21 protein-coding genes and 2 pseudogenes are annotated in these 26,555 nt (G+C 55.7%); 7 read left to right on the top strand and 16 right to left on the bottom strand.

Annotated elements, in window-relative coordinates:
* The first annotated feature begins 264 nt into the window (after positions 1–264).
* Positions 265–696 carry a universal stress protein gene (locus tag ACSFC7_RS25800; RefSeq protein ID WP_436348131.1) on the top strand — a complete coding sequence of 144 codons (432 nt, stop codon included), beginning with the start codon at positions 265–267 and terminating at the stop codon, positions 694–696.
* Positions 697–787: 91 nt separating this feature from the next.
* On the opposite strand, the gene ACSFC7_RS25795 is transcribed toward ACSFC7_RS25800, so the two are convergent.
* Genes ACSFC7_RS25795 through ACSFC7_RS25785 form a run of 3 tightly spaced genes read right to left on the bottom strand, consistent with a single transcriptional unit; the run spans position 788 to position 4,040 of the window.
* Positions 788–2,455: a BCCT family transporter gene (locus ACSFC7_RS25795; RefSeq protein WP_436348130.1), complete on the bottom strand. Its 1,668-nt coding sequence runs from the start codon at positions 2,453–2,455 to the stop codon at positions 788–790.
* Complete coding sequence (locus ACSFC7_RS25790; protein ID WP_436348128.1) at positions 2,452–2,934, bottom strand: Rieske (2Fe-2S) protein; 483 nt, start codon at positions 2,932–2,934, stop codon at positions 2,452–2,454. The genes ACSFC7_RS25795 and ACSFC7_RS25790 overlap by 4 nt, the downstream gene beginning before the upstream one ends.
* The gene (locus ACSFC7_RS25785; RefSeq protein ID WP_436348127.1) at positions 2,931–4,040 is read right to left on the bottom strand and encodes an amidohydrolase family protein; all 1,110 of its coding nucleotides are present in this window, start codon (positions 4,038–4,040) and stop codon (positions 2,931–2,933) included. Before ACSFC7_RS25785 ends, ACSFC7_RS25790 begins: the two co-directional genes overlap by 4 nt.
* Positions 4,041–4,279: 239 nt before the next feature.
* Between ACSFC7_RS25785 and ACSFC7_RS25780 the strand changes: the two genes are divergently transcribed.
* A complete protein-coding gene (locus tag ACSFC7_RS25780) occupies positions 4,280–5,047 on the top strand; it encodes an IclR family transcriptional regulator (RefSeq protein ID WP_436348125.1) in 768 nt (255 codons plus the stop codon).
* Positions 5,048–5,951: 904 nt separating this feature from the next.
* On the opposite strand, the gene ACSFC7_RS25775 is transcribed toward ACSFC7_RS25780, so the two are convergent.
* The 3 genes from ACSFC7_RS25775 to ACSFC7_RS25765 form a co-directional block, all read right to left on the bottom strand.
* On the bottom strand, positions 5,952–6,173 hold the full coding sequence (locus tag ACSFC7_RS25775) for a hypothetical protein (protein ID WP_436348124.1): 222 nt from the start codon (positions 6,171–6,173) through the stop codon (positions 5,952–5,954).
* A gap of 46 nt (positions 6,174–6,219) precedes the next feature.
* Entirely contained in the window at positions 6,220–10,698 is a 4,479-nt protein-coding gene (locus ACSFC7_RS25770) for a DEAD/DEAH box helicase (protein ID WP_436348123.1), read from the bottom strand.
* 402 nt (positions 10,699–11,100) lie between these two features.
* Positions 11,101–11,721, bottom strand: coding sequence for a tyrosine-type recombinase/integrase (locus tag ACSFC7_RS25765; protein ID WP_436348122.1), 621 nt, complete (start codon positions 11,719–11,721; stop codon positions 11,101–11,103).
* A gap of 13 nt (positions 11,722–11,734) precedes the next feature.
* Between ACSFC7_RS25765 and ACSFC7_RS25760 the strand changes: the two are divergent.
* A pseudogene (locus ACSFC7_RS25760) lies at positions 11,735–12,328 on the top strand (IS5 family transposase); the annotation flags it as partial.
* Between the two features lie 266 nt (positions 12,329–12,594).
* On the opposite strand, the gene ACSFC7_RS25755 reads toward ACSFC7_RS25760, so the two are convergent.
* The 5 genes and pseudogenes from ACSFC7_RS25755 to ACSFC7_RS25735 all read right to left on the bottom strand — a co-directional run.
* Positions 12,595–13,479 (bottom strand): hypothetical protein, encoded by an 885-nt coding sequence (locus ACSFC7_RS25755; protein WP_436348120.1) that lies wholly within the window; start codon positions 13,477–13,479, stop codon positions 12,595–12,597.
* A gap of 246 nt (positions 13,480–13,725) precedes the next feature.
* Positions 13,726–14,547: an SWIM zinc finger family protein gene (locus ACSFC7_RS25750; RefSeq protein WP_436348119.1), complete on the bottom strand. Its 822-nt coding sequence runs from the start codon at positions 14,545–14,547 to the stop codon at positions 13,726–13,728.
* 198 nt (positions 14,548–14,745) lie between these two features.
* Positions 14,746–15,198 carry a hypothetical protein gene (locus tag ACSFC7_RS25745; protein WP_436348118.1) on the bottom strand — a complete coding sequence of 151 codons (453 nt, stop codon included), beginning with the start codon at positions 15,196–15,198 and terminating at the stop codon, positions 14,746–14,748.
* Entirely contained in the window at positions 15,195–15,707 is a 513-nt protein-coding gene (locus ACSFC7_RS25740) for a helix-turn-helix domain-containing protein (protein ID WP_436348117.1), read from the bottom strand. Before ACSFC7_RS25740 ends, ACSFC7_RS25745 begins: the two co-directional genes overlap by 4 nt.
* 79 nt (positions 15,708–15,786) lie before the next feature.
* A pseudogene (locus ACSFC7_RS25735) lies at positions 15,787–16,548 on the bottom strand (transcription initiation factor IIB); the annotation flags it as partial.
* A 51-nt stretch (positions 16,549–16,599) separates the two neighbouring features.
* Between ACSFC7_RS25735 and ACSFC7_RS25730 the strand changes: the two are divergent.
* Entirely contained in the window at positions 16,600–17,235 is a 636-nt protein-coding gene (locus tag ACSFC7_RS25730; protein ID WP_436348116.1) for an IS6 family transposase, read from the top strand.
* A 121-nt stretch (positions 17,236–17,356) separates the two neighbouring features.
* Here ACSFC7_RS25730 and ACSFC7_RS25725 read toward each other — a convergent pair whose 3' ends face one another.
* Complete coding sequence (locus ACSFC7_RS25725; protein ID WP_436348115.1) at positions 17,357–18,124, bottom strand: SDR family NAD(P)-dependent oxidoreductase; 768 nt, start codon at positions 18,122–18,124, stop codon at positions 17,357–17,359.
* A 277-nt stretch (positions 18,125–18,401) separates the two neighbouring features.
* On the opposite strand from ACSFC7_RS25725, the gene ACSFC7_RS25720 reads away from it, so the two are divergent.
* Together ACSFC7_RS25720 and ACSFC7_RS25715 are read left to right on the top strand one after the other, a co-directional pair.
* The gene (locus tag ACSFC7_RS25720; protein ID WP_436348113.1) at positions 18,402–19,913 is read left to right on the top strand and encodes a class I adenylate-forming enzyme family protein; all 1,512 of its coding nucleotides are present in this window, start codon (positions 18,402–18,404) and stop codon (positions 19,911–19,913) included.
* 73 nt (positions 19,914–19,986) lie between these two features.
* Complete coding sequence (locus ACSFC7_RS25715; protein WP_436348111.1) at positions 19,987–20,448, top strand: MaoC/PaaZ C-terminal domain-containing protein; 462 nt, start codon at positions 19,987–19,989, stop codon at positions 20,446–20,448.
* A gap of 203 nt (positions 20,449–20,651) precedes the next feature.
* Here ACSFC7_RS25715 and ACSFC7_RS25710 read toward each other — a convergent pair whose 3' ends face one another.
* Positions 20,652–21,485: an enoyl-CoA hydratase/isomerase family protein gene (locus ACSFC7_RS25710; protein WP_436348110.1), complete on the bottom strand. Its 834-nt coding sequence runs from the start codon at positions 21,483–21,485 to the stop codon at positions 20,652–20,654.
* 457 nt (positions 21,486–21,942) lie between these two features.
* Here ACSFC7_RS25710 and ACSFC7_RS25705 point away from each other — a divergent pair, with 457 nt between their 5' ends.
* The gene (locus ACSFC7_RS25705; RefSeq protein ID WP_436348109.1) at positions 21,943–22,788 is read left to right on the top strand and encodes an alpha/beta fold hydrolase; all 846 of its coding nucleotides are present in this window, start codon (positions 21,943–21,945) and stop codon (positions 22,786–22,788) included.
* A 373-nt stretch (positions 22,789–23,161) separates the two neighbouring features.
* Here the strand turns inward: ACSFC7_RS25705 and ACSFC7_RS25700 are convergent, their stop codons facing one another.
* The 3 genes from ACSFC7_RS25700 to ACSFC7_RS25690 all read right to left on the bottom strand — a co-directional run bounded on the left by ACSFC7_RS25700 (position 23,162) and on the right by ACSFC7_RS25690 (position 26,496).
* Positions 23,162–23,563, bottom strand: a complete 402-nt coding sequence (locus ACSFC7_RS25700; protein WP_436348108.1) for an iron-sulfur cluster assembly protein — start codon at positions 23,561–23,563, stop codon at positions 23,162–23,164.
* Between the two features lie 19 nt (positions 23,564–23,582).
* A complete protein-coding gene (locus ACSFC7_RS25695) occupies positions 23,583–24,668 on the bottom strand; it encodes an amidohydrolase family protein (RefSeq protein ID WP_436348107.1) in 1,086 nt (361 codons plus the stop codon).
* A 466-nt stretch (positions 24,669–25,134) separates the two neighbouring features.
* Positions 25,135–26,496: an NAD(P)/FAD-dependent oxidoreductase gene (locus ACSFC7_RS25690; RefSeq protein WP_436348105.1), complete on the bottom strand. Its 1,362-nt coding sequence runs from the start codon at positions 26,494–26,496 to the stop codon at positions 25,135–25,137.
* Positions 26,497–26,555 lie beyond the last annotated feature (59 nt).

Below are 26,555 nucleotides of genomic sequence, written 5' to 3'. Positions count from 1 at the left end.
GTGCGCGAAGTGATCTGAGATCAGGCACCAGACGATCTATTGAGAATAGGGGGATTCTTTCCAGATTAGCATGATGTTCGCAGGCTGGCTACGCTTCTCCGCTCGAGGGGTACACGAGATCGACCCCTTCGAGGAATCGGCCGGCGTGACTACCCTGGCCGAAATCGCGGTCAGCACCACAGCGCTTTCCTCATTAGGCTAAACGTAATTCTGCTGTCAAAAATCGGCGATGGAATTATGACGGTACTGGTACAATACGGTATCATGACGTTGGTAGCAGCCATCGATACGACCGAGAAGGCGACGGCCGTACTCGCCGAAGCGACGCAACTTGCAGAGGACCTCGAAGAAGACGTGCACGTTCTCCACGTCCTCAAGCGAAACGAACTCGTCGAGATACTCGACGTCGACGTGGAGGGAATCGATGTCACGGAAAACATGCGCGTTCAAGAGTATGTCGACGAGCTCATCGACCGCGCAGCACCGAACGCAGGGACGACGTTCGAGCCGACCGCCCGAGTCGGCGACCCCGCTGTTGAGATCGTTCGGTATGCGGACGAGATCGGGGCGCGATACGTGGTGATCGCCGGGGAAAAGCGGTCGCCGACGGGAAAGGCACTCTTCGGAAGCGTCGGTCAGTCGGTTCTCCTGCAGGCACGGACGCCAGTTATTCACGTACCGACTGATCAGGACTGATCTCCGGCGAGAGCCGGCCTTCAGTCGACCCGTTTTATCGAGTTGCGAGTAGTTGGCTGTGTCACGCGTCGCGAAAAGTGAAAACTAACTCTTACTCCTCGGACGGTGGTTGACCGCCGTCGGACAGGCTCACTGATGGCGACGGAGTGTTCTCATCGCTTGTATCGTCTTTCGTACCGCGGTCAGTCAGCAACACCGGGTGGTGCTTCTCGAGTTCGATAATCATCCCGGCGAGGCAGATGAACAGCACGAACGCGATCGGAAGTCCGATGAGGACGACGAGGTCCTGCAGGGCCTGGAGTCCACCGGCGATCAGAAGCAACGACGTGAGCAGTCCGACCATAACGCCCCAGCTGACCCGGTTCACCGTGGACGGGTTCTCGTTCCCTTGGCTCGTGAAGATGGCCAGACTGAGCGTCGTCGAGTCGACGGTCGTAATGAGGAATGTCAACACTAACAGCAGGTAGAGACCGGCGAATAGCTCACCGAAAGGAAGCGTCGTGCCGCCGATCTCCATCGTCGGAATGATCGCTTCGAACAGCGGGAACGCAGCGACTTCCTCTCCGTGTTCACCGACCGGACCGAGAATGTCCGCAGCGCCGCTGTGTTCGGTCCACATCGATGTTCCGCCCAGAACGATGAACCAGATGAACGACGCGGCTGTCGTCCCGGCGAGGCCGGCGAACATCACCTGACGGATGGTTCGACCGCGACAGATACGCGTGAGGAAAATGCCGATCATCGGTGCGAACGAGAACCACCACGCCCAGTAGAAGATTGTCCAGGCGCCGACCCACGCACCGTCTCCGGCCGTGTCCATGTACAGACTCATCTGGACGAAGTTCGAGATGTAACCGCCGACCGATTCGGTGCCGAGCTGGAAGAGGTACGCTGTCGGACCGAAGACGAACAGCGCTCCGAGCAGAATCGCGAACAACCACACGTTTAGCGTCGACACCCGGAGAATACCCCGGTTGACGCCGAGCGCAGCTGAGATCGTGAACCCGATTGTGAGACCGACGGTGAGCAGTAGTAACATCGGATTCGAGAACTCGAACCCGGTGTTATACGTGATGCCAGTGGTAAACTGGGTGACGACAAATCCAAGCGAGACCGCGACGCCGCCGACCGAGAGCACGACGATCATGATGTCGAGCGGCTTGGTCCACCACTTGTCGAGGTTCTCGACGCCGATGAACGGCGCGAAAATCGTGGACGGTTTGATCGGAGCACCTCTCCGGTGGACGTAGTACGCGATCGTCACGCCGACGAGCAGATACGCCGACCACGGCGAGAGCCCCCAGTGAAGCATCGTGTACTGTACCGCACCGGGAATGATCGATTCGCTCCCCGCTTCGGCAGCGACGAACGGCATCCCCGCGTCGTAGTGGAACAGCGCCTCCGACGGACCGAAGAAGACGAGACCCGTCGAGAGCCCCGCCGAGAACAGCATGGCGAAGAACTGGAAAAACGAGAACTCGGGCTCATCGTCCTCGCCGCCCAGTTTGATGCGTCCCCACGGTCCGAATAACAGCCACAGGCAGAACATGACCGCGAGGAACATGGCCCACAGGTACACCCAACCGACGTTCGACCAGAGGAAGGTGTTGGTGTCGGTCAATACCTGGGACGCTCTGTCCGGTTGCACGGCGATCAGTCCGATCGCGATGATCGTTAGGATCGCGCCGACGACGAACACGGCGGTATCTAGCTCGTCGCGGAAGCGGTCGAACTCGGCCGTCCAGTTCGATCGGCTCATAGGTAGACCACCACGAGCTCCTCCTCGACTTTGACGTCGTACGTCTCCACGGGCGGCTCGTTGTCCTCAAGATCGACCCCGCAACTGTCACAGGCGGCCGAATCGGATTGACCTTCCCTGCCCCCGCCGTCCGAACGGACTTCCCTCTCGGTCGTCGCGTCGAACGTCATCGTCTTTACCTCGTGTGGATTGAACACCGACTCGCCGGTGGTCACGTCGAACTCCCACCCGTGCCAAGGACAGCTGATGATCTGATCGTCGCGCTCCCACTCGTACTCGCCCGGTCGGTCCGACCGGGTCGTTCCGCTCAGTTTGCCCTCACAGAGGGGCGCCCGCTGATGGGGACAGTCGTTTTTGAGTGCGAAGTATTCGCCGTTGACGTTGAACACGCCGACGGAGAAGCCGTCTAGCGTCACGATGCGTCTGTCTCCCGGTTCGAGTTCCGATGTCGGACAAATTTCGAATCGTTTCTCGGTCATGGTTCACCCAGTTCCGCTGGATCGGCAGGAAGGTTCCACAACTCCCGTGCATTTTCCGCCTTGATTGCTCGTTCCATCTCCTCGTCCATTGGTGGAAGCCCCCAACTGGGGTCATCGCCGTCCCAGTGGGGGTAATCCGACGCGTAGATCAGGGTCTCGTCGGCGTGCATCATCTCGAGGATCTGGTTGTGATGCTCGGTCCGTTCCGGCTCTTCGATCGGCTGGCTGGCGAACCAGACGTTATTTCTGATGTAGTGGCTCGGTTTCTCATCAAGCCACGGTACCTGCGACCGAAGCCCTTTCCAGTTTTTGTCGAGACGCCACATGAAGTGTGGCACCCAGCCGTATCCGCCCTCGATAAACGCGAACCGCAGGTCAGGGTACTCGACGAACACGCCTTCGGTGACGAGGCTGGCGAGTTGACCCATGTAGTAGGCGCCGAGAACGGTGTGCCACTCGATATACGAATTCGGCGCTCCCGCACCGGTCGGCGGGTTGCTCGTGCCGTGGCCCTCAGAGTAGGGGTGAACGGCAACAGCGAGGTCGTGCGCTTCGGCCGCCTCGTAGATCGGCCAGTACTGAGGCCTCCCGTACGGGACTTCGGCGCCGCCGGGAAGTATCACCTGCCGTATCTGCGGGTGATCACCGTACTCCCGGATTAGGTCGGCAGATTTTTCGGGCGCTTTCGGCGCGATGTACAGCGAGCCGAGGAAGCGATCATCGACGGGGAGACAGTCGTTGACGAGCCACTCGTTGTACGCACGTGCGAGCTCGACGGCGTAGTCGCGGTTCGGCAGCGCGGCCAGGTTGAACCACGAGTTCCCCGTCAGCATCGCGTAGTCAATATCGTACTTGTCGAGATGGTCGGTGACGATTTTCTCCAGATCGCTACCCGGTTTGCCTCCATCCTCGGTGATCTCGTCCTGCCGGAGGAACTCGCCCGGATTGCGATAAAGCAACGCCGGCAGAACGAGGCCGTCGTCCTTGTACCGTTCCGGCAAGTACTGGACGATCTCCTCGTCGTCGGCCCACCGCTGGTGAACGTCAGCATCGAGCAACGACAGTTGCTGGTCACGTTGTCCGAGCTGCGTCGCATCTTGTGCCATGTGACATCGTTACATCCTTCATCGAAGTACATAAACATTCCCCTCAACGGGCCGTATCGCGGGCTTTTTTATTCGTACTGGCAGTTGATAAACCACTGCTTCACATTCGCGATGGTCGAATCGTCTTCGACCGACATCGGATAACTACGGCGCTCGTTTCCACAACTGGTGCGGCCAGATGGAATGCCAGTAATTCGACTATCCCGAATGTATTTATCCCTTGGAAACGATCATAGCGTATGACCGAAACAGCGAACCGGCCAATAAAAGCTCTCCTGACGATGCACGAGTTCATCGAGGAGATGAAGGCGTCCGGTCGAATCAGCGTCACCGAACTCGCCGAACGTGTTGATCGCCCGCCGAGCGTCACTCACGACTATCTGAGTACCCTTCAACAACTCGGATACGTAACGAAAATCGACAGCGAGTACAGACTAAGCCTTCGATATCTGGAACTGGGATCCATCGTCCGCAAGTCCGTTCCGCTCTATAACATCGCCAGACACGACGTCAAACAGCTCGCACAGGAATCGAGCAGCGAACTGGTGACGCTTTCGATCGAAGAGGGGGGACTCTGTATCGCCCTCGACGTGATGCTCAGCAGTCGCAGCATCGATTACGAAACTTTCCCCGGGATGCATTTTCAGATGCATTCCTCTGGAGCGGGCAAAGCAATGCTGGCCCACTACCCGGACGAACGCGTTCATGAGATCCTCGGCCGACATGGAATGCCGGCCAAAACGGAGAACACCATTACGGACCGCGAGGAACTGTTCACGAACCTTGAGAAGGTCCGGGAAACTGGCGTCGCGTTCGAGCGGGGGGAGTACAAACCGCGGATGCAGACGATTGCAGCGCCGATCATGGGGCCGGATGAAGCGGTCGTCGGTGCGTTGAGCGTTTCCGGTCCAGCGCATCGTCTTCAGGAGGACGATACCGAAAGTGAGCTCCAGAACTCGTTGCTCTCGACAGTCAATGTGATCGAATTAAACTACGCGTCGCAGTAATGACGCCGCACGTAGCTCTCCATTGATTCGATATACGCGAAAAGCTCCGTCAAAATTATTAATTCTCCTCCATCAAATGTTATAAAGCATTATAGAAGTACGGTTTGTGGGCGATACTACCTGTCGGTTCGCGCGATGTCGCCGTAAGGTAGGCATCGAACGTTCCGATCGCTGATCATGCAATTACAGTTGTACCTCTGTAATACATCAGTCAAGATTCCTACCTCTGCGATGTCGCTACGCTCGTCATTTCAGGGGGTGGTTGCTCCTGACGCGGCCCTCTTCGAACGCATCGAGGCCTGACCAGAGTCGACCGGTTTCTGCGCTGCTGTGCGTTCCCCGAGACTGTCAACTCCTTGACCACGTGTCGGTGGCAGAGGAGTCGGACGCGACGATTGCTGCGAGTTGATCGCTCGGTACTTGGACTAGCCATCACCTCGGTCAACGACCGCCGAGATTCACAGTTAGTGGAGTAATCATACCATTATTTATGGATAGTCGCTATCCCGATGTGAATGTCAGGTTATGTTTGCCTAACAGACTCATAGAAACACGAATCAAAAATCTGATTCCGGCGTTACAGGGCCGGTAAACCGAATTAACAATAAAATGCTCAAGCGTGTAGGACGATTTCCGGTGAAATTCGTGAGCTAATCGTAGATCTCGCTCAGAGGCCGATATTCGCATGTTGACAGTAGATTAGAGAATTGTTCGCCGTGATTCGGAGACAGAATCCCAATCGATCACTGTTATAATTCTTATCTTATAATTATATGGATTCCTCGCCCTAATGATAATCATAAAGGGCGGATGTACTGCGCCCTCAACTGAGGGCTGAGTAGTCGCCACTCACCAGTGAGTGAATCCGGTCCAGAACGGGCGTTTCGTCACAGGTTCGGACCGATCACTCCGCATCGAACAGTTCCTCGGCTTCCTGGAACAGGACGTTGTTCTCCTTGTAGCCATGTATGTGCATATCCTGCTCGAGCATCTCCTCAGCTCCCGAATCCGCTCGAGGTGGGCCGCCGTATCGTGCTCCGATTCGAGGTGGTCGATCACCTCGCAGATCGGTTCCTCGTCGACGTCGGGGAGTGAACGCCACGACGTTAATGCGCACCGTTGGCATCGCCGTGACGGCGCCTCTTCACAGTCGTAACATGGTTCACCTACCCTCAGTCGTCGCCAAGCACCTCCTCGTAGCCGTCAAACGTGTAAACACGGAATGTCGTGCCCGTGGTCTCGCCCTCGCCGGTCGTGGCGGGGCCGCCTTTGGTAGCTGTCGCGTGCAGGCCCTTCCAGATTTGGGCGTCCTGATAGGCATCCTTCTCCTGCGGAACCAGCTCGAACAGCGACTCGGGTGCGACCACGACGAGCTTTTTCTTCATCCGTGAGAGCGCGACGTTGAGCCGGTTCGGATTCATGATAAAGTCAATCTCGAGGTCGAGGTAGGAGGGGGCGCTGACGGCGGCGGAGACAACGATGCACTCACGCTCGTCGCCTTGGAACCGCTCGACAGTGTCCACGTCCACGTCGTCGCCGGTGCGAGCCCCAATGAGGGCCTTCTGCGCGTTGTGCGGGGTGACGACGCCGCCGCCCTCCTCGCCCGGCACCAACTCGCAGAGCCGACTGACGAGGTTGGCCTCCGTCTCGTTGCGCTGCTGACTGCCGCGATCATCGTGCGTGATGAGGATCAGCGGCGACTCCTCGAAGACGGGATGTAGCGCGTCGGGCACGTCGCCGTCGGCGGTCTCCAGCGTCGAGTCCACGTCGGAGACGTACTTGATGCCGTCCTGCTCGTACATCCAGCGGCGGAGAAACTCCGTGACGTCGAGGTGGCAGCGATACGTCTTCTGCAGCCGCGTGAACTCGATGCCATCCGCCTCCGGCGAGTCCTCACCGAAGAGGTCGTGCCGCTTGAGCCGCTCGACGTCATTGCCGCGCAGGTACCGACAGAAGTTCAGCGCTGAGAGGAACGCCGCAGACTGGATCGTGGGCGTACGATCCTCGTCGATCCACCCGCGTTGCTGTACCGGCGGCATCTGTCGGTGGTCGCCCGCGATAACCGTCTGGGCGTCCTGTGTGATGAGTGGGCTCGCCATGAACAGCTGTGGAAGCGTAATCATGGACGCCTCGTCGACGGCCAGCAAGCTGAACAACTGGGGCGAGGCACTGTAGGCGGCGGACGGAGCTTCGTTGCCGTCGTAGAGTTGCTTGGTGAGCTTGAAGACGGACTGTGGCGTGGCGAACACGATGACCGACCGCACGCCGTCGAGCCTGGCGGTCCAGAGCGTGCGGACGAGCCAGCCCATGTCGCTGCTGTCGCTGGTGTCGACGTATCGTACGTCGTCGTGCCCACCGTCCGACGGGGTCTTGTCGAGGCGGACGAGCTGAACACCCTCAACGTCACCGACGTCTTCGTTGAGGCACCACTCGTGGAGGTGGGCGGTCTCGTCCAGTACCTCGTCAATGGCGGTGTGCGTGGGCGCAGCGATGAGCCCATTGAACGGTTCCTCGTTGACGAGGCGGCTGCTGGCGCGGGAGAGCAAGCCCGGTGCGAGCGATCCCTTCGTCTTCCCCGTGCGGGGCGGGCCCTGCAGGAGGCTCAGCTTGACATCGATCGTCTCGATGAACTCCCGCTGCTTCTTGTCGGGCGTGACGAACTCATCGTCGTCGCTTGCCTCGGCCGCCTCCTCGAGGTCGTCAAGGAAGTCCTCGACGCCGGCGGCGTCGAAGCCGCTCGTCACGAGATCGGCGGGGGTGTACGAGCCGGTGCGGATGGACTCCAGCAGGTCGTACAATTGGTTGCCGTCTGCGCCGTTGAGCGCGTGGTTGGCGCGGGCGGTCCCAATGGTCATGCCGTCCTCGTCCAGCATGAGGAGGTCACCCTCGTTGATGGAACGCTCGTAGCCGTTCTCGGCGGGCTCGCCAAAGCGGGGCGTCGGGTACCACTGTTCGTACTCATCGTTGCGCCACCACATCTTGCTGGCTCCCTCAAGGTGGACGTTGCCGGCGTCCCAGTCGAGGTTCTCAATGCTGAATCGGGGCGCGTTGCTGACCGACCACTCGTTGGTGTCGACAGCCAGTTCGCCGGAGTCCGTCGAGAGTTTCGAGGCGATGACGAACGGGCCGTCGACGCGGCAGGCCTGCTCAAGGAGTTCGCGGTTCTCGCCGTCGAGGGCGGGGTGATCGTAGCCCATCTCGGCGACGACATCGCAGGCGTCCGATTCGAAGGATTCGACAATGACTGGGATCGCCCGTCCGGTGCGGATGCGTTCGAGGACGGGCTTGTCGCGCCGCCGTTCGAGTTCACGGAGCGACGCCTCGTGTTCGAGGTCGACCACGTCACTGCCGCAGTCGGCCAGCGACCGGTTCTTGCGGTCGCCTAGTTCTACTTCGAGCCGTGGCAGACTCGCCGGCAGCGGGTGCTTCTCGACAGTGCTGTCCTTGTTGAGTATTTTCTCGCAGAATTTCAGGTCGCGCTCAATGTCGCGGAGGGCGAGCGCGAGCCGCTCGCCGAGTGCCTCGATGTCCTCCTTGTAGATGGGGAGTTCCTCCTCGCTGGAGTCGACCCAGACGAAGCGGTTGGCGAGCCCCTCGAAGCCTTCTTCGGTGTCTTTCCACTCCTCGTGCGGTACGTCGATGTCCGTGGTTCCCCAGAAGTACTCGACAGGGAGTTGCGAGCGGTTCCGCGCCCGTGTCGGATAGTAGACGTCGTGGCTTTCCTCGCCGTCGCTGATGAACTCGAAGGAGCCGTCCGTCCGCCTGCGCCCCGGGGCGGAACGGGTGATGAACTGGTAGGCGAACTCGTCACGAAGGTCGACCGTCTCGTCGTCCGCGGCCCGTGTGTGCTGCCAGAACTCCTTGTCGTACCCGGCGACTTGGTCGTGGGCGTGCGGGATGCCGTAGCCCGGCTCGGCGAACGCGCAGTGGTTCATGAGCGCGGGCTGGACAACGCTGACCATTGACTGCTCTAGGTGCGGCACCGAGTCCTTGATGCCGCCGCGCAGGTCGAGGACATCCCGTAGGATGCGGCAGGCGTAGCGGTCGTCGTGCCGCCGCAGGGCGTCCGTAAGGGAACGCCGCTCTCCTTCGCTGTGCAGGTAGAAGTGATACGAGGTATCCTCCTTGTCGACGTTGATCTCGCTAGCGACCTGTTCGATGGCCGTGAACACGGCCTCGACAAACGTCTCGAGACGTTCACCCTCAATGTCGGCATACTCGTTCTCGTCATCCGGGATCTCGTCGACGGCCGTTGAGAACGAGATGATGTTCTCACGAGGGTCGTAGTCGTCATTGGGGTCGTCGGGGTGGAGCCGACCGCAGTCGACAGCGGCACTGAGCATCAGACCTCGCTCGTTGATGTAGTCCATCTCCACATTGAGGTAGACACGGATCAGCGAGTCCTGCAGGATGGGCAGGTCAATGTCCCAGCTGTCCGGCGGATCGTCGTTCGGAAGGTCGGCCTTGCCGCTGCCCTGCAGCCAGACCTTTCCCTTCCAACCCGCCTCGTGGTTGGCGAGCGGGCAGGACGGATTGAGCTTACCAAGTTTGGCCTGCGCCCGTTGGGCGGTGAGTTGCGTCTTCTCGGAGACACGTAGGTCACCATTCAGCTCCTGTACCACGTCCTCGTAGCCGTCGCGGACGACAGGTAGGTCATTGTAGGGGCGCAGGTCCTCGGGTTGCTCAACGAGTGCGGCGACGTCCTTGAGCGTGTGCAGGTCTTGCTCGCGGTAGGCCATCTGTTCGGGCAGCGACAGGCCGAGAAGACTGATGTCCTGCTGCTCGACTGCGGTGATGTAGAAGTACTCGCCGTACTGGGACTCGTGGGCGGCCTTCCCCAGCTCGAACATCGGCACGTCCTCGCGGCCGAACACCTCGTTGAGAAAGCCATCCTCGGCGAGCAACCACCGGATGTCCTCGCGGCGGGACGCCGGGTTGAACGACGGCAGCTCCTCGTAGTCGAGAAGGTCGACGCTAGTGTCGCCGTCAATGATGCCCGCCGTGAGGTCGTAATCTACGTCCGTCCATTCCTTGAGGATGTTGTTGATGATCGTCGAGTAAAAAACGACCTGAAGCTGATGGTGAGGCTTCTCTTCGCCCGCTTTCACGTCCATCGCCCGAATGTGGACAGCGGCGTCGGTGTCGTCGTCGGCCTTCGGCGGCCAGATGACCACGATGTCGGCCTCGCTGTTGATCGGGAAGTCGTCAACCCAGCCGTTGAGGTCGGGACTGACAAGCAGGGCCGGGCCGCGGGTACCGCCGCGGGCGACGCGCTCAACGGTCTCGATGATCTTGTCGTCACCGAAGTCGGGATCACAGACCGCGTCTGGGTGCCCGGAGAGGTCGGGCGCGTTCTCGGCGACCTCCCAGACGCGGACAACTCCAGCCATGGGGGCGAGTTGCTCAATGACGTGTTCCTCGTGCTTGTCGCCAAGCGTTGTGAGCGCCGGTGCGGGTGCATAATCGGGCTCCACCAACTTCTCATCGGAGACGGGGGGTGCCCCGCGTTGATTGTCATCTCGGGTGAGGAATTTCAGGGTCGTGAACAGCATTGACCTACTGAACTGGACTACTTCCGTGACGTTGGAGGGACTAATGGGCTCTTTGCCCTTGTCCCCACCATCTCTATCTTCATTCATGTTTGGTGCCATAATTGGATTTGATTGAGTCTAGTTTCGCGGATTCGAGATACGAGCGTCGCTGCTCTAGCTTCACCTCCTCTGATCGGCGGTCGTAGTGCTTATCTAGGATTTTTCGGCTGACATCCATCCGGTCCCCGACGACTTCGGTTGGGACATCTTTCGTTAGAAAGTGGGTGATGCTCCCTCGCCGAACCGTGTGTGGAGCTACTGCTTCGGGGCACTTCGCGTCTGTACTCCCCGTACAATCAGGACACTCCTCGTCGAGGAAGCAGGGTGCTGTGATATTGTAGACATAGCGGCGCATGCTACTCCTAGAGAGCCGTCCTTGGCGACTCGTCAACAGTGGTTCACGTCCGGCATCATCGGTCTGATCAGGACGCGTATTTTCGATATAGTCCTCCAGTAAGACTGCTAAACCCGGTGAGATTGCCACAAGTCGTTCGCCACCAGTCCCATTTTTAACGGTGTTCCCGTCTCTGGTCGGTGGCTAAATCGCAAGAACTCATCCTCTAGATTGATATCCTGTAGATCGAGTGACTTGGCAGCGCCGATCCGAATTCCCGTCTCCCATAGAAGGGCGAGCAGAACGTGTTTGATCGACGCGTAGTAGAAATTCGAGAGATACGACAGGATCTCCTCTGCCCGATCTTTTTCTAGCAACTCATCCCGTTGTTGCTCCTCCGGAGGGACCTGTGGGACCATGACTTTGGTGTAGAGGTTCGGATCAACTGCTTCGATAGACCCACACCAGCGCAGGAACACCCGAATCGTACTCATCTGTGTTTGGAGTGAGACCGCGTTCAGGTCTCCGTCTTCCTTTCGCCAGAGGCGGTATTCGTGAATGTGCCGCCCCGTGAGGTCGTTCATATTGTTGATCCCCTTCTCGTCGCACCACCGCACGAAGTGATTCGTTCGGTATCGGTGACCCTGGACCGTCTTCTCTATCGCCTGCGACGCCTTGTGATCGAGGTACAGTTGCTGCGCGGTACTCGGATCGATCGGATCGAGATCGTGATTTCCGCCTTCGGACATGGTTTATCTCGGAATCCCAACCCGAAGGACGCTGTGTAAAGCGTTCGGCAGATTCGATATGGCCGTTTGGCGAGTGCTTCTCAATCTCTCTGTCTCACTGCTCCCGACTAACGGTGTTGTGGGAATCGACGCCTCGGGGTTCGACCGCAGCCACGCCTCGAAACACTACACGAAACGGGCGAAGTTGACGATTCAGCAGTTGAAGGTCACGCTCTTAGTTGATACCAGAGCGAACGCAATCCTCAATCTCCACATTACAACGACCCGAAAACACGATACGCAGATCGCACCATCGCTCATCAACCGCAACACATCTGAAGTCGAAGTTCTGCTTGGAGACAAGGGATACGACGATCAGCAGATTCGGGGGATGGCCCACGAAAATTCGATTCGTCCGCTGATCAAACACCGTGAGTTCTCATCACTTTAGAAAGCGTGGAACGCTCGGTTGGATACGGAACTCTACGGCCAACGGAGCCAGAACGAAACGGTCAATTCCCGTCTCAAGCGAAAATACGGTGCATTCGTCCGTTCACGACGCTAGTGGAAGCAGTTTCGTGAACTCGCCCTTGCGTGTATCGTCCACAATCTTGACCGAGCCATCTAATGACCAGTACAGGCTGAGGCGTTACCGCTGCGGTAGAGCCACAAGCACAGCACCCGCGAGCGACCATCGGGAGCGAGCGGCCTTTTTACCGTAGATTTTTGCGCCGAGAGGTTCCGAACGAAGTGAGGAATCCCGAGGCGGAAAAAGGTACTTGCGCACGTGTAGTGATCAGTAGATTCATGCGAATAAGTCTCTAAAGAAGAGGATTTCAACAGAGCCAACATTCCTAAAACCGTTGGTTAATTTGGGGGCTATGGCGCGACACTTTATTTCAGATTAGGTCCATACCGTGGCGTTTCACATACTTGGCAATACCACATCGGCTGGCCAGACCACTCCTCATCTGGGATTGACTCGAACTCCTGGAACTGATGCACAGTGTTCCGATCGCACTTGCGACACTCAAGACGCATTTTCGAGGGAGCACTGGGTTGACGATTCTCGGAATGGTCGTCGTCGACGGAACGCTGGAGTGCAATCGCTGGCACCAACCAGACGTCGTTCTCCGCGCTCTCCAGCAGGGCTGTAAGCCACCCTTCGACGCAAATATCGTGTCCTCCCTCATTGTAGAGAAACGTCGTGTGAGCCCCCTCACGCCGCGACTGCGTCGACTCTGTCTGTCCCGTCCACTCACGAACGACAGTGAGTAGCTGTTCACCGCTTTCGGAGGTAGCTCGAACTGCTTCGGGGATCGAGGGCCACTTGTCGGCCAGCTGTGCGGCGGGCTCTACATCGAGGTCGTAGATCAGTTGGCAGTTGTCGACCGCTGGATCCCTGTCAGCCTTCGTGAGTAGCGTGGCCGCAGCAGCACCCTTCGCGACGGCGGTGTAGAACGTCGACGCCTCGACGAGCAGATGGACGATATGGTGTAGTATCCACTCAGTATCTGGTGTGGGACTCTCGTCGCTGGTTCCATCGAGATGGTTCGTGAGGCAGAACCGGCACTTCGTCTGAGAGGTCGGAATCGATGCCCCACAGGATCGACACTCGTTCTCAGACTCGGTCTGCTGGTCCGGATATCCTGTACTGGTTGATGCAACACGCTGCCGGCGGGCCTCCCAATCCCCACATCCGTTCAGCTTATCGTCTGGAATGTGGGTCGTCTCGCCGGTCGGCCGCAGTTCCTCAAAGTCAGAGTATCGGTTGTACATCGATTGGCTCGTAGGTTCTGCCGGGATGGTATTTCAACGTCAGGGTGACCGTGCTCGCGACTTCTTCTTGATTATACGCGAAGAGACCTCGTAATGTTCTCCAATCCATCACTAGGTGTATGATGCGCTACGACCATTGATGTCGCCGCCCTCACTGACGCGGAGCCCCTCAACATCGGCGAGTCCAAGTATCGCTCGTCGCGGACCAATCATGACGCGCTCCGAACGTCGTCGACGCCGCGTGAGCTACTCGCAGGACTGTTCGCCCACCTTTTCTCGGAGCTCGGCCGCTGCCCGCTCGAAGTGTTCCGCGAGGAATGGCGTTCCCGACGTCGCTCGCTCATCGAGGAATGCGACGGCGTCTGTGACCGTGTCGGCGTCGCGTTCCGTGGCCACGACACAGTCGACGTACCCGTTGAGTGCCCGTCTGAACGCACTCGAGAAGTGGTCGTATGCGCCGTCGACGCGCTCCATGTTGTCGTCAAGCGACTCGATAAGTGCCCGGTAGACGATCATCGCCGATCTGTACTGCCCCTGCTTGCGGTACTCGTTCGCAAGATCGAACCACTGCGTGAAGTCGATCGGCTCGAAAACGACGTCGTACTCAGGGTTCGTCTCCTCAAACTGCCGATTGATCGAGGTGCGAAGTTCGTTGACCGACCGCCTCGTTGACCTACCGGCATGGGCGAGAAACCGATCGCGGAGGTCCGCATCGGTCACGAGTTCTTCACGCAGGAACGCGCGGAGCTCGTCGGCGTCGGCACCGTTGAGTGCAGCGTCGAGTCGATCGCCTTCGTCTTGGGGACGGTCGTCAACACACCGAAGCAACACGGTGACGACGTGCTTGCACGTTCCCGGCCCGTCGTACGGACAGTCGCACCACGGGGCAAACCCGTCGGCGGCGAGGTCAACACGGACATCGTACTGATGGCTGCCGCTCACGACGGCGGTTACGGTGGTGTCGACGCGGTGAATCTCATGGACACGGCCCTCAGCAAGGTATCGATCGCCGCGCTCGAAGACCGCGTCCGTGCAGACATCCCGAACCATGTCCTCGGTTACGTCCATGTGCGTGGACGGTGTTCCAGCGCGAGCGGGAAAAACCGATACGTCGATCTCGCTTTCGCTCCAGATCGGAACGTTCTCACTCTGAGAGAAGCCGCGATACTGTTGCAGTACCGCATCAACACCACTCCGGGCGCGACGGGATACCGCTACGGCCGTGTCTCAAAGGGGAGATCCCTTTTAGTCCCGTGGTAGTACTCCTCACGGTGGGTTTGACGCACTATTCAGCCGATCCAGGTCATCGTCCTCGTACGCTGCTCGCCACATCGCATGGACTGCACGAGTGACGAGTGACACCTCGGTCACGTCGATACAGGACGGTTCGGCTGCCGTCGTGGCGGCCTCGGGAGGAGGGTGGAAATGGATTTCGGGTGAGTGTGTATTCGGGTGCCGATCGAATCGCCAGTTGACGTCTTCGCTATCGACGTAATGAAACGAATACATCCCCAGTTCGCTCCACTGGATATCGAGTCGCGCAGCGTCGGCGTCTCCAAGGCCGTCGCTGAGACTGATCTGCAGTTCCGTGGGTGCGACGACGTCATCGTACGAGGTTGCGTCGACTAACGGCTCGAGCTCGAGCCAGAGGTCACGAATCCGCTGGAGCGCCGGGAGATAGATCGGTCCGAACTTGCCGGCTCGGTCGTCCTCGCTCATACAGCAAGCTGGTGGCTGGCCTCGTCGTAGGCAAGTGCTGCTTGGGCGACGGCGAGATTCTGCCGCGTCGTTCGCCACGCGGTGAGATCGTCCCAGCCCTCCGTCTCGTCGGCGTCGAGTTGCTGGCTGAGCTCTTCGGGTGACACCACGTCGTAGCGGTCCTCATAGCGCCGGATCTCGGCCTTCATTTCCTTGATGCTATCGAGCAACTCCGGCCGATTGACTTCCTCACGAAGCTCGCGGATCCGGGACATCAAAACCCGGTCGCTGTTTCGCTTGTACAGCGTTGTTTGGCCGTCCTGCTCCGTCTCGGCGAAGCCCGTGTTCACGAGCGTCTTGCAGTGTCGACGTGCCGTCGGTTCGCTCACGAGGGCGCGGTCGGCGAACTCGGCTGCCGACTGCCCATTGTGGGTTTGCTCAACGATTTCGTACACCCGCTCGAATGGCGTGGTATCCTCTTTCCAGTCCGCTTTGACCTGCTCGTTGATGTCATCCCACGTCTCGGTCATACTGGTTGCTACGCACTCTATGAACAAATAATTTCCTGAGAAAACTATTCCTTCCAACGGTGCTTGTACAGGAGCATTGTCAGGCTACCTGCTCCTCTAACGTGTCTCGATGCGACCGGATGGTCGTTGCAGTGACGCTCGCCGCCGCAGCGACTTCCGCCTGCGTCAGCCATAGTCCCTCTTCACGACCCGCCTTATACAGACAGGCAGCTGCGAATCCTGATGGTTTGACACCCGACGCTACTCCTGTCGATTCAGACTGTTCAGCCAACCTTCGGGCTCGCTGTCGGATGTACGCTGGAACATCGAGTTCTGACGCGAGACGGGGGATGAATTCGCTAGGGCGAACAGGCTGGGTCGGCAGCCCGAGTTCTGTATTCAGTGTCTTGTACGCATTCGTGACTCTCGATTGTTCAACGCGTGCTGCGTCGACGACGTCGTCGAGTAACCGTGAGTGGCCGTTACATCGACAGGCCCCGTAGACGCTTGCTGCCGCTATCGCCTCGATTGATCTGCCTCGAAGCAGATCTTCGGTTTGAGCGCTCCGGAACAGTTGACACGCCTGATCCCGAACCGAACCTGAGAGCTCGAGGACGCTCGCGATTCTTCGAACTTCGCCCAAGCCGTGTGCGAGGTTTCGCTCGGCTTTCGACTGGAAGCGACCACGAGTCTGTTCACGCCGCATCCGGGATAGCTGCCGGCGCTTTCGCCCGGAGAGTTCGTTCCCGTTCGCATCTTTCCTCCGACCGATTTCCGTCGACAGCCCTCGGTTGTGACGTGCCGCAGTCAGTGGAGAGCCCGTCCGCTTTCGCTGGTCTTGATCGTGAGCTCTCCATTCAGGGTGCTGTTTCGTTAAGCGTGAAAAGTGAGGCGGTACGATTTTGTGGTGTCCATGCCAAAAATCGACCGCCTCAGCGGGTGTAGCGACTGGATCGATTTGAGTTTTGTGGAGCGAGAGCGGACACCGCGTCAGCTGATGGAGCTCGGTATTCGACTCCATCTTGCTGGCCTCTCGCTTTCGAATACCGTTCGAGAATTAGAGAAGTTCGGTGTCGAACGGAGCCGCAAAACAGTCCACGATTGGGTTCACAAGTGCGATCTACAGCCGGCGGATGACGAGAAGCCGAATCACGTCGCGCTCGACGAGACAGTGATTCAACTTGACGACCATCGGTATTGGCTGTACACTGCTGTCGATCCGGAAACGAACAACATCCTCCACATACGGCTGTATTCGACGACTACGACCGCGTTGACAGAACGATTTCTGCAGGAACTCACTGAGAAACATGACCTCGATCATGCCGTGTTTCTCGTCGATGGAGCAAAACATCTCCAGACTGCACTCCGTCGATCTGGGCTCCGATTTCGATACGAAAAACATGGAAATCGGAACGCTGCAGAACGTGTCTTTCGTGAGATAAAACGATGTACCTCTTCGTTCTCAAACTGTTTCAGTCATGCAAAACCGTCAACAGCAGAATCGTGGCTCCAGGCCTTCGCCGTCTGGCACAATGCGACAAACTAAACACGACCCATAGAATAGTACAAACTCTTTTAAAAGACCTGCTTGTTCCACTGCCGAAAACGACGTGGTCACCGCGTAATCCATATTGGACAGTTCCCGTTTTGCACAAAGGAGGGAGTGTCTACTGAGCGGCGATCCCGCCGTCAGCAACGTGGATTTCACCGGTTACGTATTTCGCAGCGTCACTACTAAGATACACTGCGCTTGTTGCGATTTCTGCAGGGGAAGCGAACCGATCCTGTGGAATCGACTCGAGAAGGTCAGCCCGAATCTGGTCATTCTCCCGGACGCCCTTGGTAAAATCAGTTTTCACGTAGCCCGGTGCAAGCGCATTCACTCGGATGGCTGGTGCCCAGTCGATAGCAAGTGATTTTGTTAACCCAGCGAGTGCGTGCTTGGATGTTGTATACGGTGCTTGAGACGGCAGCGCGACCACACTGCCGACACTAGCGATGTTGACGATCGATCCGGTCCCCTCACGGACATCCACGCGGCGACCAAACTCGCGTGCACAGTGGAATGCTCCAGTGACGTTAACATTCAGAATTTTGTTCCACGTCTCTATGTCCAGTTCCCGTGGGTTTCCAAAAAACGGGTTAGTTCCCGCGTTGTTCACGAGAATATCAACTGGGCCGAGCGACGATTTCACATCGTCGAACATCGCTTCGACTGCTACAATGTCAGTTACGTCGAGGGCCCGCGGGTGAGCCGTTCCGCCCGCGTCCTCGATTCGTGCTGCAGTTTCCTCAAGTGCGTCTGCCGATCGGGCAACTGGTGCAACCGCTGCACCTGATTCGGCCATCTTGACGGCGATTTCCTCGCCAATACCACGGCTTCCGCCCGTTACGACTGCAACGCGTCCGTCTAGTGAGAAGGCATCAAGTCCCATGACATAGGGTACATAGATTAGGGACATGAACGTTGTGCTACACACTGTACAACAACATTCTATTGTGAGTTCCGTGAATCGTCCTGATGTGTATCGTCCACAACAGCAAACGTGCTGTGTGCTGAACAAATCCAACGCTGTATGCCGATTCACCACGGCCCTATATGTCGGATACTACCCATAGATGGAAAATCAACTTACAGTTTCTCTCTATCACAAATCCTAATGTGAATGATACACATGAATATTTAAGAGTAGTCAGACAAACTTACTACTGATGCTTGCCCACGAACTCCTTGAACGAGGGAAAGAGAGAAATCCCAATAAGACCTATCTGAACTTTGAAGGAACGGAGTATACGTACTCAGCGTTCGATGACCGTGTCTCTCAGTCAGCGAATACACTTCGTGAATTAGATGTTTCCAAAGGCGAGCGAGTAGGGACGTTGCTTCCAAATTGTCCAGAACACGTCGGACTCGTCTTTGCCTGTTCGAAGATCGGTGCCGTCTTCACACCAAACAATCCGGAATTGAAACCAGAGGCGCTCACACACCAACTAAGTTTGTCAGAGCCGGAAATACTCATTACAACGACGGAACTAGCGGACACTGCAGAACAGGCGGTTGCGGACACTGATGATGGGCCAGACATAGTGACACTCGAACTGTTCCGTTCACAACGCTCCGACCAATCAAGGTCGATCGATCCACTCGAGTATTCAGATCAGGAACCGCTCGTTCACATCTACACGAGCGGCACGACTGGACCGCCAAAAGCATGCGAACTGAAACATTGCACGTGGACGGAGGCAGCAATCAACTTTGCTGACCGAATTGGGTTTGCCCCCGCTGACAACGTCGCTTCGGCTCATCCACTTCACCATGCCATCTGGTGGCCGACCTGCCTTGCACCCTGTGCGGCCGGCGCGACAACGGTAATATTCGAACGATTCTCTTCATCGAACTGGTGGGACTGGATGCGAGAACACGACGTATCCGTCTTTTTCGCGGTTGGTGGTCTCTTGCGCATGCTCGAGAATCTTCCTGAGAGTGAAGATGATACCAACAATCCAGTCGATCTCATTTATACGAAGGAAATTCGGCCGGAGGTCGAGGAACGATACGATGTTCGGCTGGTGAGCGGCTACGGCTTGAGCGAATCACCGTTCATTACGATGAATCCCCCAGATCCGAAGCGACGAAAAGAAGACAGCATTGGCTTCCCCTCCCCGAAGAAACAAATGAAAATCGTTGACGAGGATGGAAACGAGGTACCGCGAGGAGAAACGGGTGAAATCATCACCAAATCGCCGTATCTGATGAAAGGCTATTATAACGAACCCGAAAAGACCGACGCCGCGTTCGAGGATGGCTGGTTTTATACGGGTGACCTCGGGAAACGAGACGAGGAGGGATACTTCTATTTTGTCGACCGGAAGAAACACATTATCCGTCGATCGGGCCAGAACATTTCCTCCGAGGAAATAGAAGAGATCATCAACCGCGTCCCAGAAATCGATAACGTTGCCGTCATTCCAGCACCACACGATGTTCGTGGTGAGGTAATCAAGGCAGTTGTTAAATTGAAAGCTGGTAGGGAGACGACTCCTGAAGCGATCTTCGAGCACTGTCAGGAGCATTTGAGCGAATACAAATGGCCCCGATACATCGAACTCGTTGATACCCTTCCGACATCGTCGACAGAACGGGTTCAGAAGGGTGTCCTTGAGGAACGTGAGGAGGAAACCGATCCAAATCATTGGGACCGGACAGAACACGAATCTGCATGATAACGCTTAGGTGAACAACTTCTTCAATTGCTGATACCGACCGATTTAATTTCTTCGTCGTGTTTAATCAGGTATGACTCGCTATTATGAGGACCTCGAGTGTGGTGTGGTTCATGAAACAGGCACTTACACTATAAGAAAAGACGAAATAATCTCGTTTGCAGAACAATTCGACCCACAACCGTTCCACATTGACGAAGAGGCAGCGGAGGAATCGATGTTTGGTGGCTTAGTTGCCAGCGGGCTCCATACACTGTGTCTCACGGTTCGGTTCTTCACGACGGAGTTCGTTCGCGGCGACGATGATATTGCCCTCATTGGCGGAGGTGGAATGGACAAACTGCGCTTCCACGAACCTGTTCGTCCAAGAGACACACTCCAGTTCCGCGTCAAAATTTCCAAGAAATCGCCATCAGAGAGCCGGTCTGATCGTGGCCACGTGTACTTCCGTCATAGCGCGACTCGTGACGATACCGAAGTACTGTCGTTTATCTCCCACAGTATCGCCAACCGAACGCCCACAGAAGAGGAGTAGCCATAGTGTCAATTAACGGTTAACATGCCCATTACACAGTTGCTCACGAGTTACGTCGGGCCCCGTTCGTATGTTCGCAACTCTCACTTCGATTCGACCCGCGCTACTGTCGTGCGATTAAGTGTTTACTGACGTTCAGTGGCGGTTATTGGTATTGATTCCCGCGCTGACTAAACTCCCGCATTCGATGTGGCTGTATCGCGCTATTTGTCGGACGGAACCATCCGTTTGTCCACCTCGTTCATGTACTCGAGCGCGGCGTCGAACCCGTCCTCGGTTGCGATACGATAGTACTCCTTACCATACTCCGTCTGATGGCCTAACGCATCAAATAGTTCGCTGTATTTGAACATCGGCTTTGCACCCTGCATTTCAGCAGCACCGTTAAGCACGTGTTTGAGAATTCGAACGTTGTTTCCGGGCATCTTCCGGATTTCTGCTACCTCAGCAGACACAGCATCCATTAGTTGATCAGACGGGACAACCCTATTGACCATTCCTAACTGTGCTGCACGGTCTGCATCGACGATTTTCCCCGAAAGCAGGAGCTCCTTTGCTTCGTGTAGATTCATTACGAACGGATAGATAAGTGTTGGCGGGACGCCTGCCATTCGTAGCCCTGGATAGCCAAACGTCGATCGGTTGGTCGCGAAAACAAGATCGCAGGCCATCGCGAGATCACTGCCGCCTGCGAGACAGTAACCGTCGACAGCCGCGATCACTGGTTTGTCACACTCCCAGACTGCATGCACGTGATCAGTCGCCGCTTCAAACTCATCCAGTAATTCATCGACCGATGGGACTGGATCAGATGACTCATCTTGTGGCGTAATGTCATACCCGGCAGAAAATGCCTCATCACCAGCTCCAGACAGAACGATAACGCGAACGTCCTCGGCTGCTTCTGCACGCTTGAGTGCGTCACACAACTCCTCAATGAGTCGGTTGTTGAGTGTGTTTAGCGAGTCGGGACGGTTGAGTTTGATATGCGCTACTGTGCAATCTACATCAGTCGTATAATCAATAGCTGCTCCCATATACAGTCCAAGCGAAGTCCATAGGTAAAGTGATTTCTACGGATTGGATTAGGGATCTCGTCACATCATATGCGTTGTTATACCCGTAGTCCAGAGTATTCGACAGTTTCGGATCGTTGACGGCCTCCAAATTGCACAATAGGTCATCGTTCGCGATACATTTCGCGATGTTAACGCTGTTGAACGCTGCCACTCACTATGTATTCGGAGTAACATCGCCACTTGTTATCGTCGTACGATTTAAGGTTTACATGAGTTGTGAGGCTCCTCCTTCGAGAGATTTCTCCTTCTTCTAAATACTATCCGGATTAAATCCCTCCTCTCAAGACTAGTAACCTGGATTACAACGATATTAGGCTACGTCTGAGGAGGATCCAGTCTGCCCACTGCCGACACTCCCGGGTAATGTAATATTCAAGACACAATATTTATATCATCAGATCAAGATTTTATTGCTATGTCGGCAGAGCCATCACTCCGTCATGACCGATCCACTGTCAACGACGTACAGCTTCACTACGTTACAGCCGGTGAAGGTAAACCCCTAGTTCTACTCCACGGTTGGCCACAGACCTGGTACGAATGGAGAGAAGTTATCCCTAAATTTGCCAAAGACTACACAGTTATCGCACCCGACCTCCGTGGTATGGGCGACTCCGAAAAACCACGATCTGGATACGATAAAAAGAATGTTGGGACAGATATCCACGAACTCGTTCAGGAACTCGGATACGAGGAAGCTGCGGTTGTCGGCCACGACTGGGGAATGCCAGTCGCCTATGCGTACGCTGCTCAGTATCGAAACGAAGTCGAGGCGCTTGTTGGCATGGACTGTCTTCTTCCCGGTGTCCGGGAGGAAGAGGACCCGTTAAATGCGTTTTGGCACTTTGGATTCCACGGACTTACGGACCTTCCCGAGGAACTTATTGTTGGCAACGAGGACCGCTACTTCCCATATTTCTATAACAACTATGCCTTCGATTCGTCTGCCATCGATCAGGAAACAATTGAGGAGTATCTGCGTTGTTATTCGGGGTATGCAGGAGTCAGAGGGGGATCAGAGTACTACCGCGCGTACGATACCGACGTGAAAAATTTCAAAGAACTTTCTAAGGAACCGCTTGAGATACCCGTTCTGGCACTTGGAAGTGTTTTCCAGGATCGGGTCGGTAAAGACATGAAAGAAGTTGCTAACGATGTTCGAACCGATGTCGTCGAGCAGTCGGGACACTGGATTCCCGAGGAACGACCTGACTACTTTGTAAGCCGAGTCCGAGAGTTTCTAGATGATGTGAATTACTAGACTTATTAAATCGCTTAGGCGGTACTCCACCTTCTATGGTCGGTTAATACCTGTTACAGCCAGACGATTATGGACAGTTCCGTTCTAACATTCTTAACCAGTGATGTGAATTGATCGACGATATCCGTGGTTGTTCTGGGAGCAACCATCATGCAGACACTTGAGATGGTTTCGATGTCAGCCGTTGCGATGAGTACGAATTGAACTGAACTCAAGCATGCCTTTCTGGACTTCGATGGTATCGATTGGTTCGGCTTTTCCTCGTCAGGCTCATCGGAAGAGAGGGGGATGTTACCATCTAAACTACTATTGGCCGTGCTGGCGTGAATCGAAGAAGGAGAAGAACCGCTTATATGATTGCTTGTTGCAAAGCCTACCTGATTTCTACGTTTTCCATTGCTGCGGCGGTGTCCATCTCTGATTGCTCAGAGACGTACTTGGCGTATTTTTTCTCCATTTCTTGATCTTGTTGCTGGAGATGATCGGCCATTCTATCTGAAGTCCAGAGTTCTTCTGTCTCTTGGGTCACCTCTACGGACTCGATCCTATCTAACGTCTCGACGTTTTCTTCGACCTTGTTCATGATGTCCGTCATATAGAGGCAAAATGGTGTGGTCGGAAGTATATGAATGATGGCTTTCCCATCATTGATTTCTACGGATTCAAGGAGACCCAGATCGACAATACTCTCAGGATTCCCCTCTACACAGGTGCAGGGGTCGTTTACTTTGGCGACTTCGTGTTTCACGGCATCGATAAGATCTTTGTTTGTCATTGTGTATCTCTCTATAGTCTCAGTCATCAGCGGGTTGTGCGATGTTCTCGATACTTGACCAGGGGGCGGGCTGTCCGACTTCTTCGCGACGCTTGGCCCATTTGTCGTTCTCAACTGCGTCAAGCAGCGCATCTTTGTCCCAATCGTACAGGTCGATCAGGTTCTCGCTAAGGATTTTCTTCTTGATGTCGTCCGTCAGTTTCGGGTAGTTGTGCTTTGCTCGAGCCTCTTCCGGGATCTGGAAGTCCATAAACATCTCAATGAGGTACTGCTGATGGAACGCTGGAACACCGGAGGCAAAGATCAGCCGTTCGGGGTTGCCGAAGTTAAGCAGGTTCCCGATTATATCGACGAATCGGCCGGGGTTCAGGTGCATTTGATTCATTGTACCTTCAAAGGTAAGATAGATATTGTCGTAATTACCAGTCATCATCACTGCCTGCTTGGTGAAGTACGGGACATAACCCGTGTGCAGGAGTTCGAAATCCACGTTCGGGAACTGCGAAGCGATGTCAGCGACATCACCTGGGTCTTGGTGGTCAAGGCCGGTCGGCCCCAGCGGGAAGGACTTGTGGAACCCTATGTGATCGATGCCGTGAACATCGACCGCCCGTTCAATGATCGGAAGCCAATCACCGTCAGCACGGAGCTCTTGGACTCTTCCGCCGGGTTTGTAGAAGGTCGGGTAAAGTTTGAACCCATCCACGCCGAGTTCCTCGACCTGTCGGTCGACTTCTTCGAGAGCATTCGGATCGAGTGGGTTCACGGCCCCGAGGACCTTCACACGTTCCGGGTTTTCATCACGCATCTCAATCCCAGATTCGACCGAGGAGTAACCGTCCTTGAAGTAATCGAAGATGGGTGTGGCGTGGTAGACGCCGAAGTCAACGTCACTTTCTAGAAACGAAACCTTTGCAATCTCCTCCGCCGAGAAGTTTCGGTACCATTCTTTTTCCGGAAGCTTCGAATCGTCGGGAACCGTATGGTGGGCCGTGAATGCTTGGATGAACTGAGCGACATTGAACCCAGTTTCATTCACCGCGTTCTCTCGAGTGTTGTTGTATGCGTGCAGTACACCGTCTCCTACGAGTACTCCCTCGTACATCAACTATCGTTGACAATCTCCATTCTAATAAGTGTTATGTTAACATGGGGCTCACTAACGATAATCATGGGATGTCATAATCGCGTTTAGTAGTGGCACTGTATGATGATTCGATAATAAAAGGTATTTCTGCAAATCCTGATTTAGCGTGACTGCGGCGGTTTGAGAGTGAGGTGGATCGACGTTTAACTAGTTAAAATGATAAAAAGTACCAATGATGTTAACTGACCTATTGTTTTCATCTCGCTAAACTCTCTAAGCGAATCTGATGATCGTTCACCTTCACACTTTTCCGTAACACGGTTATTTGTGTCGGACTCGAGTTCCCACGGTGATTCGTATAGTTTCAATCTAAAAAGTGTCACCACTACAGGTGTTACATCGTGCGTGGATGATTTTGAGATACTTCTATACTCTACGTGATTGGCTTGTCGCCAAAGCCGGAGTTTGCGGTTCAGAGAGGTATTCAGAAAACATCACTGAGAATATCTGGTGTAATCTGTTTGTTTTCGGAATTTCCGTCATCGGGTTCAAGGACTCGGGCGACAACAGCTGGTTCAAACAGTACTGACGAAGGAATTTCCATATTGGCAATTCGTCGGTAGAGACTGGCCAGTTCTGGATCATTATGTGCCTTCTGAACAACCTTAGCAGTATATCGATTCATCTGATCCATACCTGGTGGTTTTTCGCCTTCAGTCTCCTCAAATGCCAGATCTGCGCTGATCGACATTCCCCATGCGTTATCAATATGGTCCTCGATACGGTCGAAATAGCGCAGCGCCACATTATTGGCCCCGTCCTCGGCGAGGGTGTGATGGAGCGACAATGCATCAAGCGCTGCCACCGAGATACCCTGAGCGTAGACCGGATTGAAGCTAACAACCGCATCACCGGTCACAATCAAATTTTCTGGAAATTCCTCGAGACTTTCATAGTGACGACGGAGATTCGACGGAAACGGATACGAGTGGATCTCACTGGAAGTAAAGTCATTAGCCTCAAGTCGCTCCTCCAGATGTGTGAAGGGGAGACTTGCTGCGAACTCTTTAAATCCTTCCTGATCGTCAGGTGGCACCTCACCATGGATCCCTTGGAGGAGGACTTCCCACTGATTGTCTTCGATCGGTGCGAGGAACCCGCCACGCTTCCGCGGTGGTTCCGGACCAGCGAGCATCGCGAGTCGATCATCCGACGGCCGTTCGATAGTAGCTGTAGAGTATCTTACATTAACTGTGACTTCGCTGACCGGAGGTGGAGTGTAGCCCTGGTCCTCCAACCACTGTGGTGTACGGCTGCTGCGGCCAGTAGCATCGACGACGATATCCGCCCGGTAATCAATACTATCACCAGTCTCGTCCCGCATCTTGATTCCTTCCACGGCGGAACCATCTTCGGTGAGATACGTGAGGAACTGACAGCCATCGCGAATCTCAATATTTTTAATCTCATTGAGCTTCTCGCGCATCACGTATTCGATAAGTCCCCGACTCGCCGTGTATAGTTGGTCTCGACTGGTTCCCCCGGCGACGAATCCACCAGCCTGGTAGTGCGCTAGTTCCCGTGACGTATCGACTAGGACACCTCCTTCTTGGAAAAACCGCTCTCCGTATCCGCGAAAGAGGTCTTCCATCGTAGCTCTCCCTGCTTCGAGGAACCCATGTGTGTGGTAACTCTGAGGGGCTCCGTCGCGCGCGCCGGGCTCGTCGGGGAGTTCGTCGCGTTCAATAACCGTGACGCGGTCGAACCCGTCAGATAAAACCCGTGCGGCAAACATACCCGAGAACGATCCACCGATAACCACGGCATGTTCGCCGATATCGCTCACTGCGTCGGCGTCGTATCGAGGAACAGTTGACAGAGTCATTTGATTGACCTCTTTAACGA

Source organism: Natronorubrum halobium, from assembly GCF_051351675.1.
Lineage (GTDB): Archaea > Halobacteriota > Halobacteria > Halobacteriales > Natrialbaceae > Natronorubrum.
The sequence above is the reverse complement of the archived record's forward strand: the minus strand, read 5'-3'. Positions and strand labels throughout refer to the sequence as shown.

Excerpts from the sequence above, each read along its gene's own strand:
- ACSFC7_RS25775 (WP_436348124.1), bottom strand. The coding sequence starts at position 6,173 with ATGCCAACGGTGCGCATTAACGTCGTGGCGTTCACTCCCCGACGTCGA.
- ACSFC7_RS25755 (WP_436348120.1), bottom strand. The coding sequence starts at position 13,479 with ATGTACAACCGATACTCTGACTTTGAGGAACTGCGGCCGACCGGCGAG.
- ACSFC7_RS25730 (WP_436348116.1), top strand. The coding sequence starts at position 16,600 with ATGCCAAAAATCGACCGCCTCAGCGGGTGTAGCGACTGGATCGATTTG.
- ACSFC7_RS25790 (WP_436348128.1), bottom strand. The coding sequence starts at position 2,934 with ATGACCGAGAAACGATTCGAAATTTGTCCGACATCGGAACTCGAACCG.
- ACSFC7_RS25710 (WP_436348110.1), bottom strand. The coding sequence starts at position 21,485 with ATGGGAGCAGCTATTGATTATACGACTGATGTAGATTGCACAGTAGCG.
- ACSFC7_RS25740 (WP_436348117.1), bottom strand. The coding sequence starts at position 15,707 with ATGACCGAGACGTGGGATGACATCAACGAGCAGGTCAAAGCGGACTGG.
- ACSFC7_RS25745 (WP_436348118.1), bottom strand. The coding sequence starts at position 15,198 with ATGAGCGAGGACGACCGAGCCGGCAAGTTCGGACCGATCTATCTCCCG.
- ACSFC7_RS25715 (WP_436348111.1), top strand. The coding sequence starts at position 19,987 with ATGACTCGCTATTATGAGGACCTCGAGTGTGGTGTGGTTCATGAAACA.
- ACSFC7_RS25785 (WP_436348127.1), bottom strand. The coding sequence starts at position 4,040 with ATGGCACAAGATGCGACGCAGCTCGGACAACGTGACCAGCAACTGTCG.
- ACSFC7_RS25780 (WP_436348125.1), top strand. The coding sequence starts at position 4,280 with ATGACCGAAACAGCGAACCGGCCAATAAAAGCTCTCCTGACGATGCAC.
- ACSFC7_RS25725 (WP_436348115.1), bottom strand. The coding sequence starts at position 18,124 with ATGGGACTTGATGCCTTCTCACTAGACGGACGCGTTGCAGTCGTAACG.
- ACSFC7_RS25705 (WP_436348109.1), top strand. The coding sequence starts at position 21,943 with ATGTCGGCAGAGCCATCACTCCGTCATGACCGATCCACTGTCAACGAC.
- ACSFC7_RS25695 (WP_436348107.1), bottom strand. The coding sequence starts at position 24,668 with ATGTACGAGGGAGTACTCGTAGGAGACGGTGTACTGCACGCATACAAC.
- ACSFC7_RS25720 (WP_436348113.1), top strand. The coding sequence starts at position 18,402 with ATGCTTGCCCACGAACTCCTTGAACGAGGGAAAGAGAGAAATCCCAAT.
- ACSFC7_RS25800 (WP_436348131.1), top strand. The coding sequence starts at position 265 with ATGACGTTGGTAGCAGCCATCGATACGACCGAGAAGGCGACGGCCGTA.
- ACSFC7_RS25700 (WP_436348108.1), bottom strand. The coding sequence starts at position 23,563 with ATGACAAACAAAGATCTTATCGATGCCGTGAAACACGAAGTCGCCAAA.
- ACSFC7_RS25765 (WP_436348122.1), bottom strand. The coding sequence starts at position 11,721 with ATGTCCGAAGGCGGAAATCACGATCTCGATCCGATCGATCCGAGTACC.
- ACSFC7_RS25750 (WP_436348119.1), bottom strand. The coding sequence starts at position 14,547 with ATGGACGTAACCGAGGACATGGTTCGGGATGTCTGCACGGACGCGGTC.
- ACSFC7_RS25795 (WP_436348130.1), bottom strand. The coding sequence starts at position 2,455 with ATGAGCCGATCGAACTGGACGGCCGAGTTCGACCGCTTCCGCGACGAG.
- ACSFC7_RS25770 (WP_436348123.1), bottom strand. The coding sequence starts at position 10,698 with ATGGCACCAAACATGAATGAAGATAGAGATGGTGGGGACAAGGGCAAA.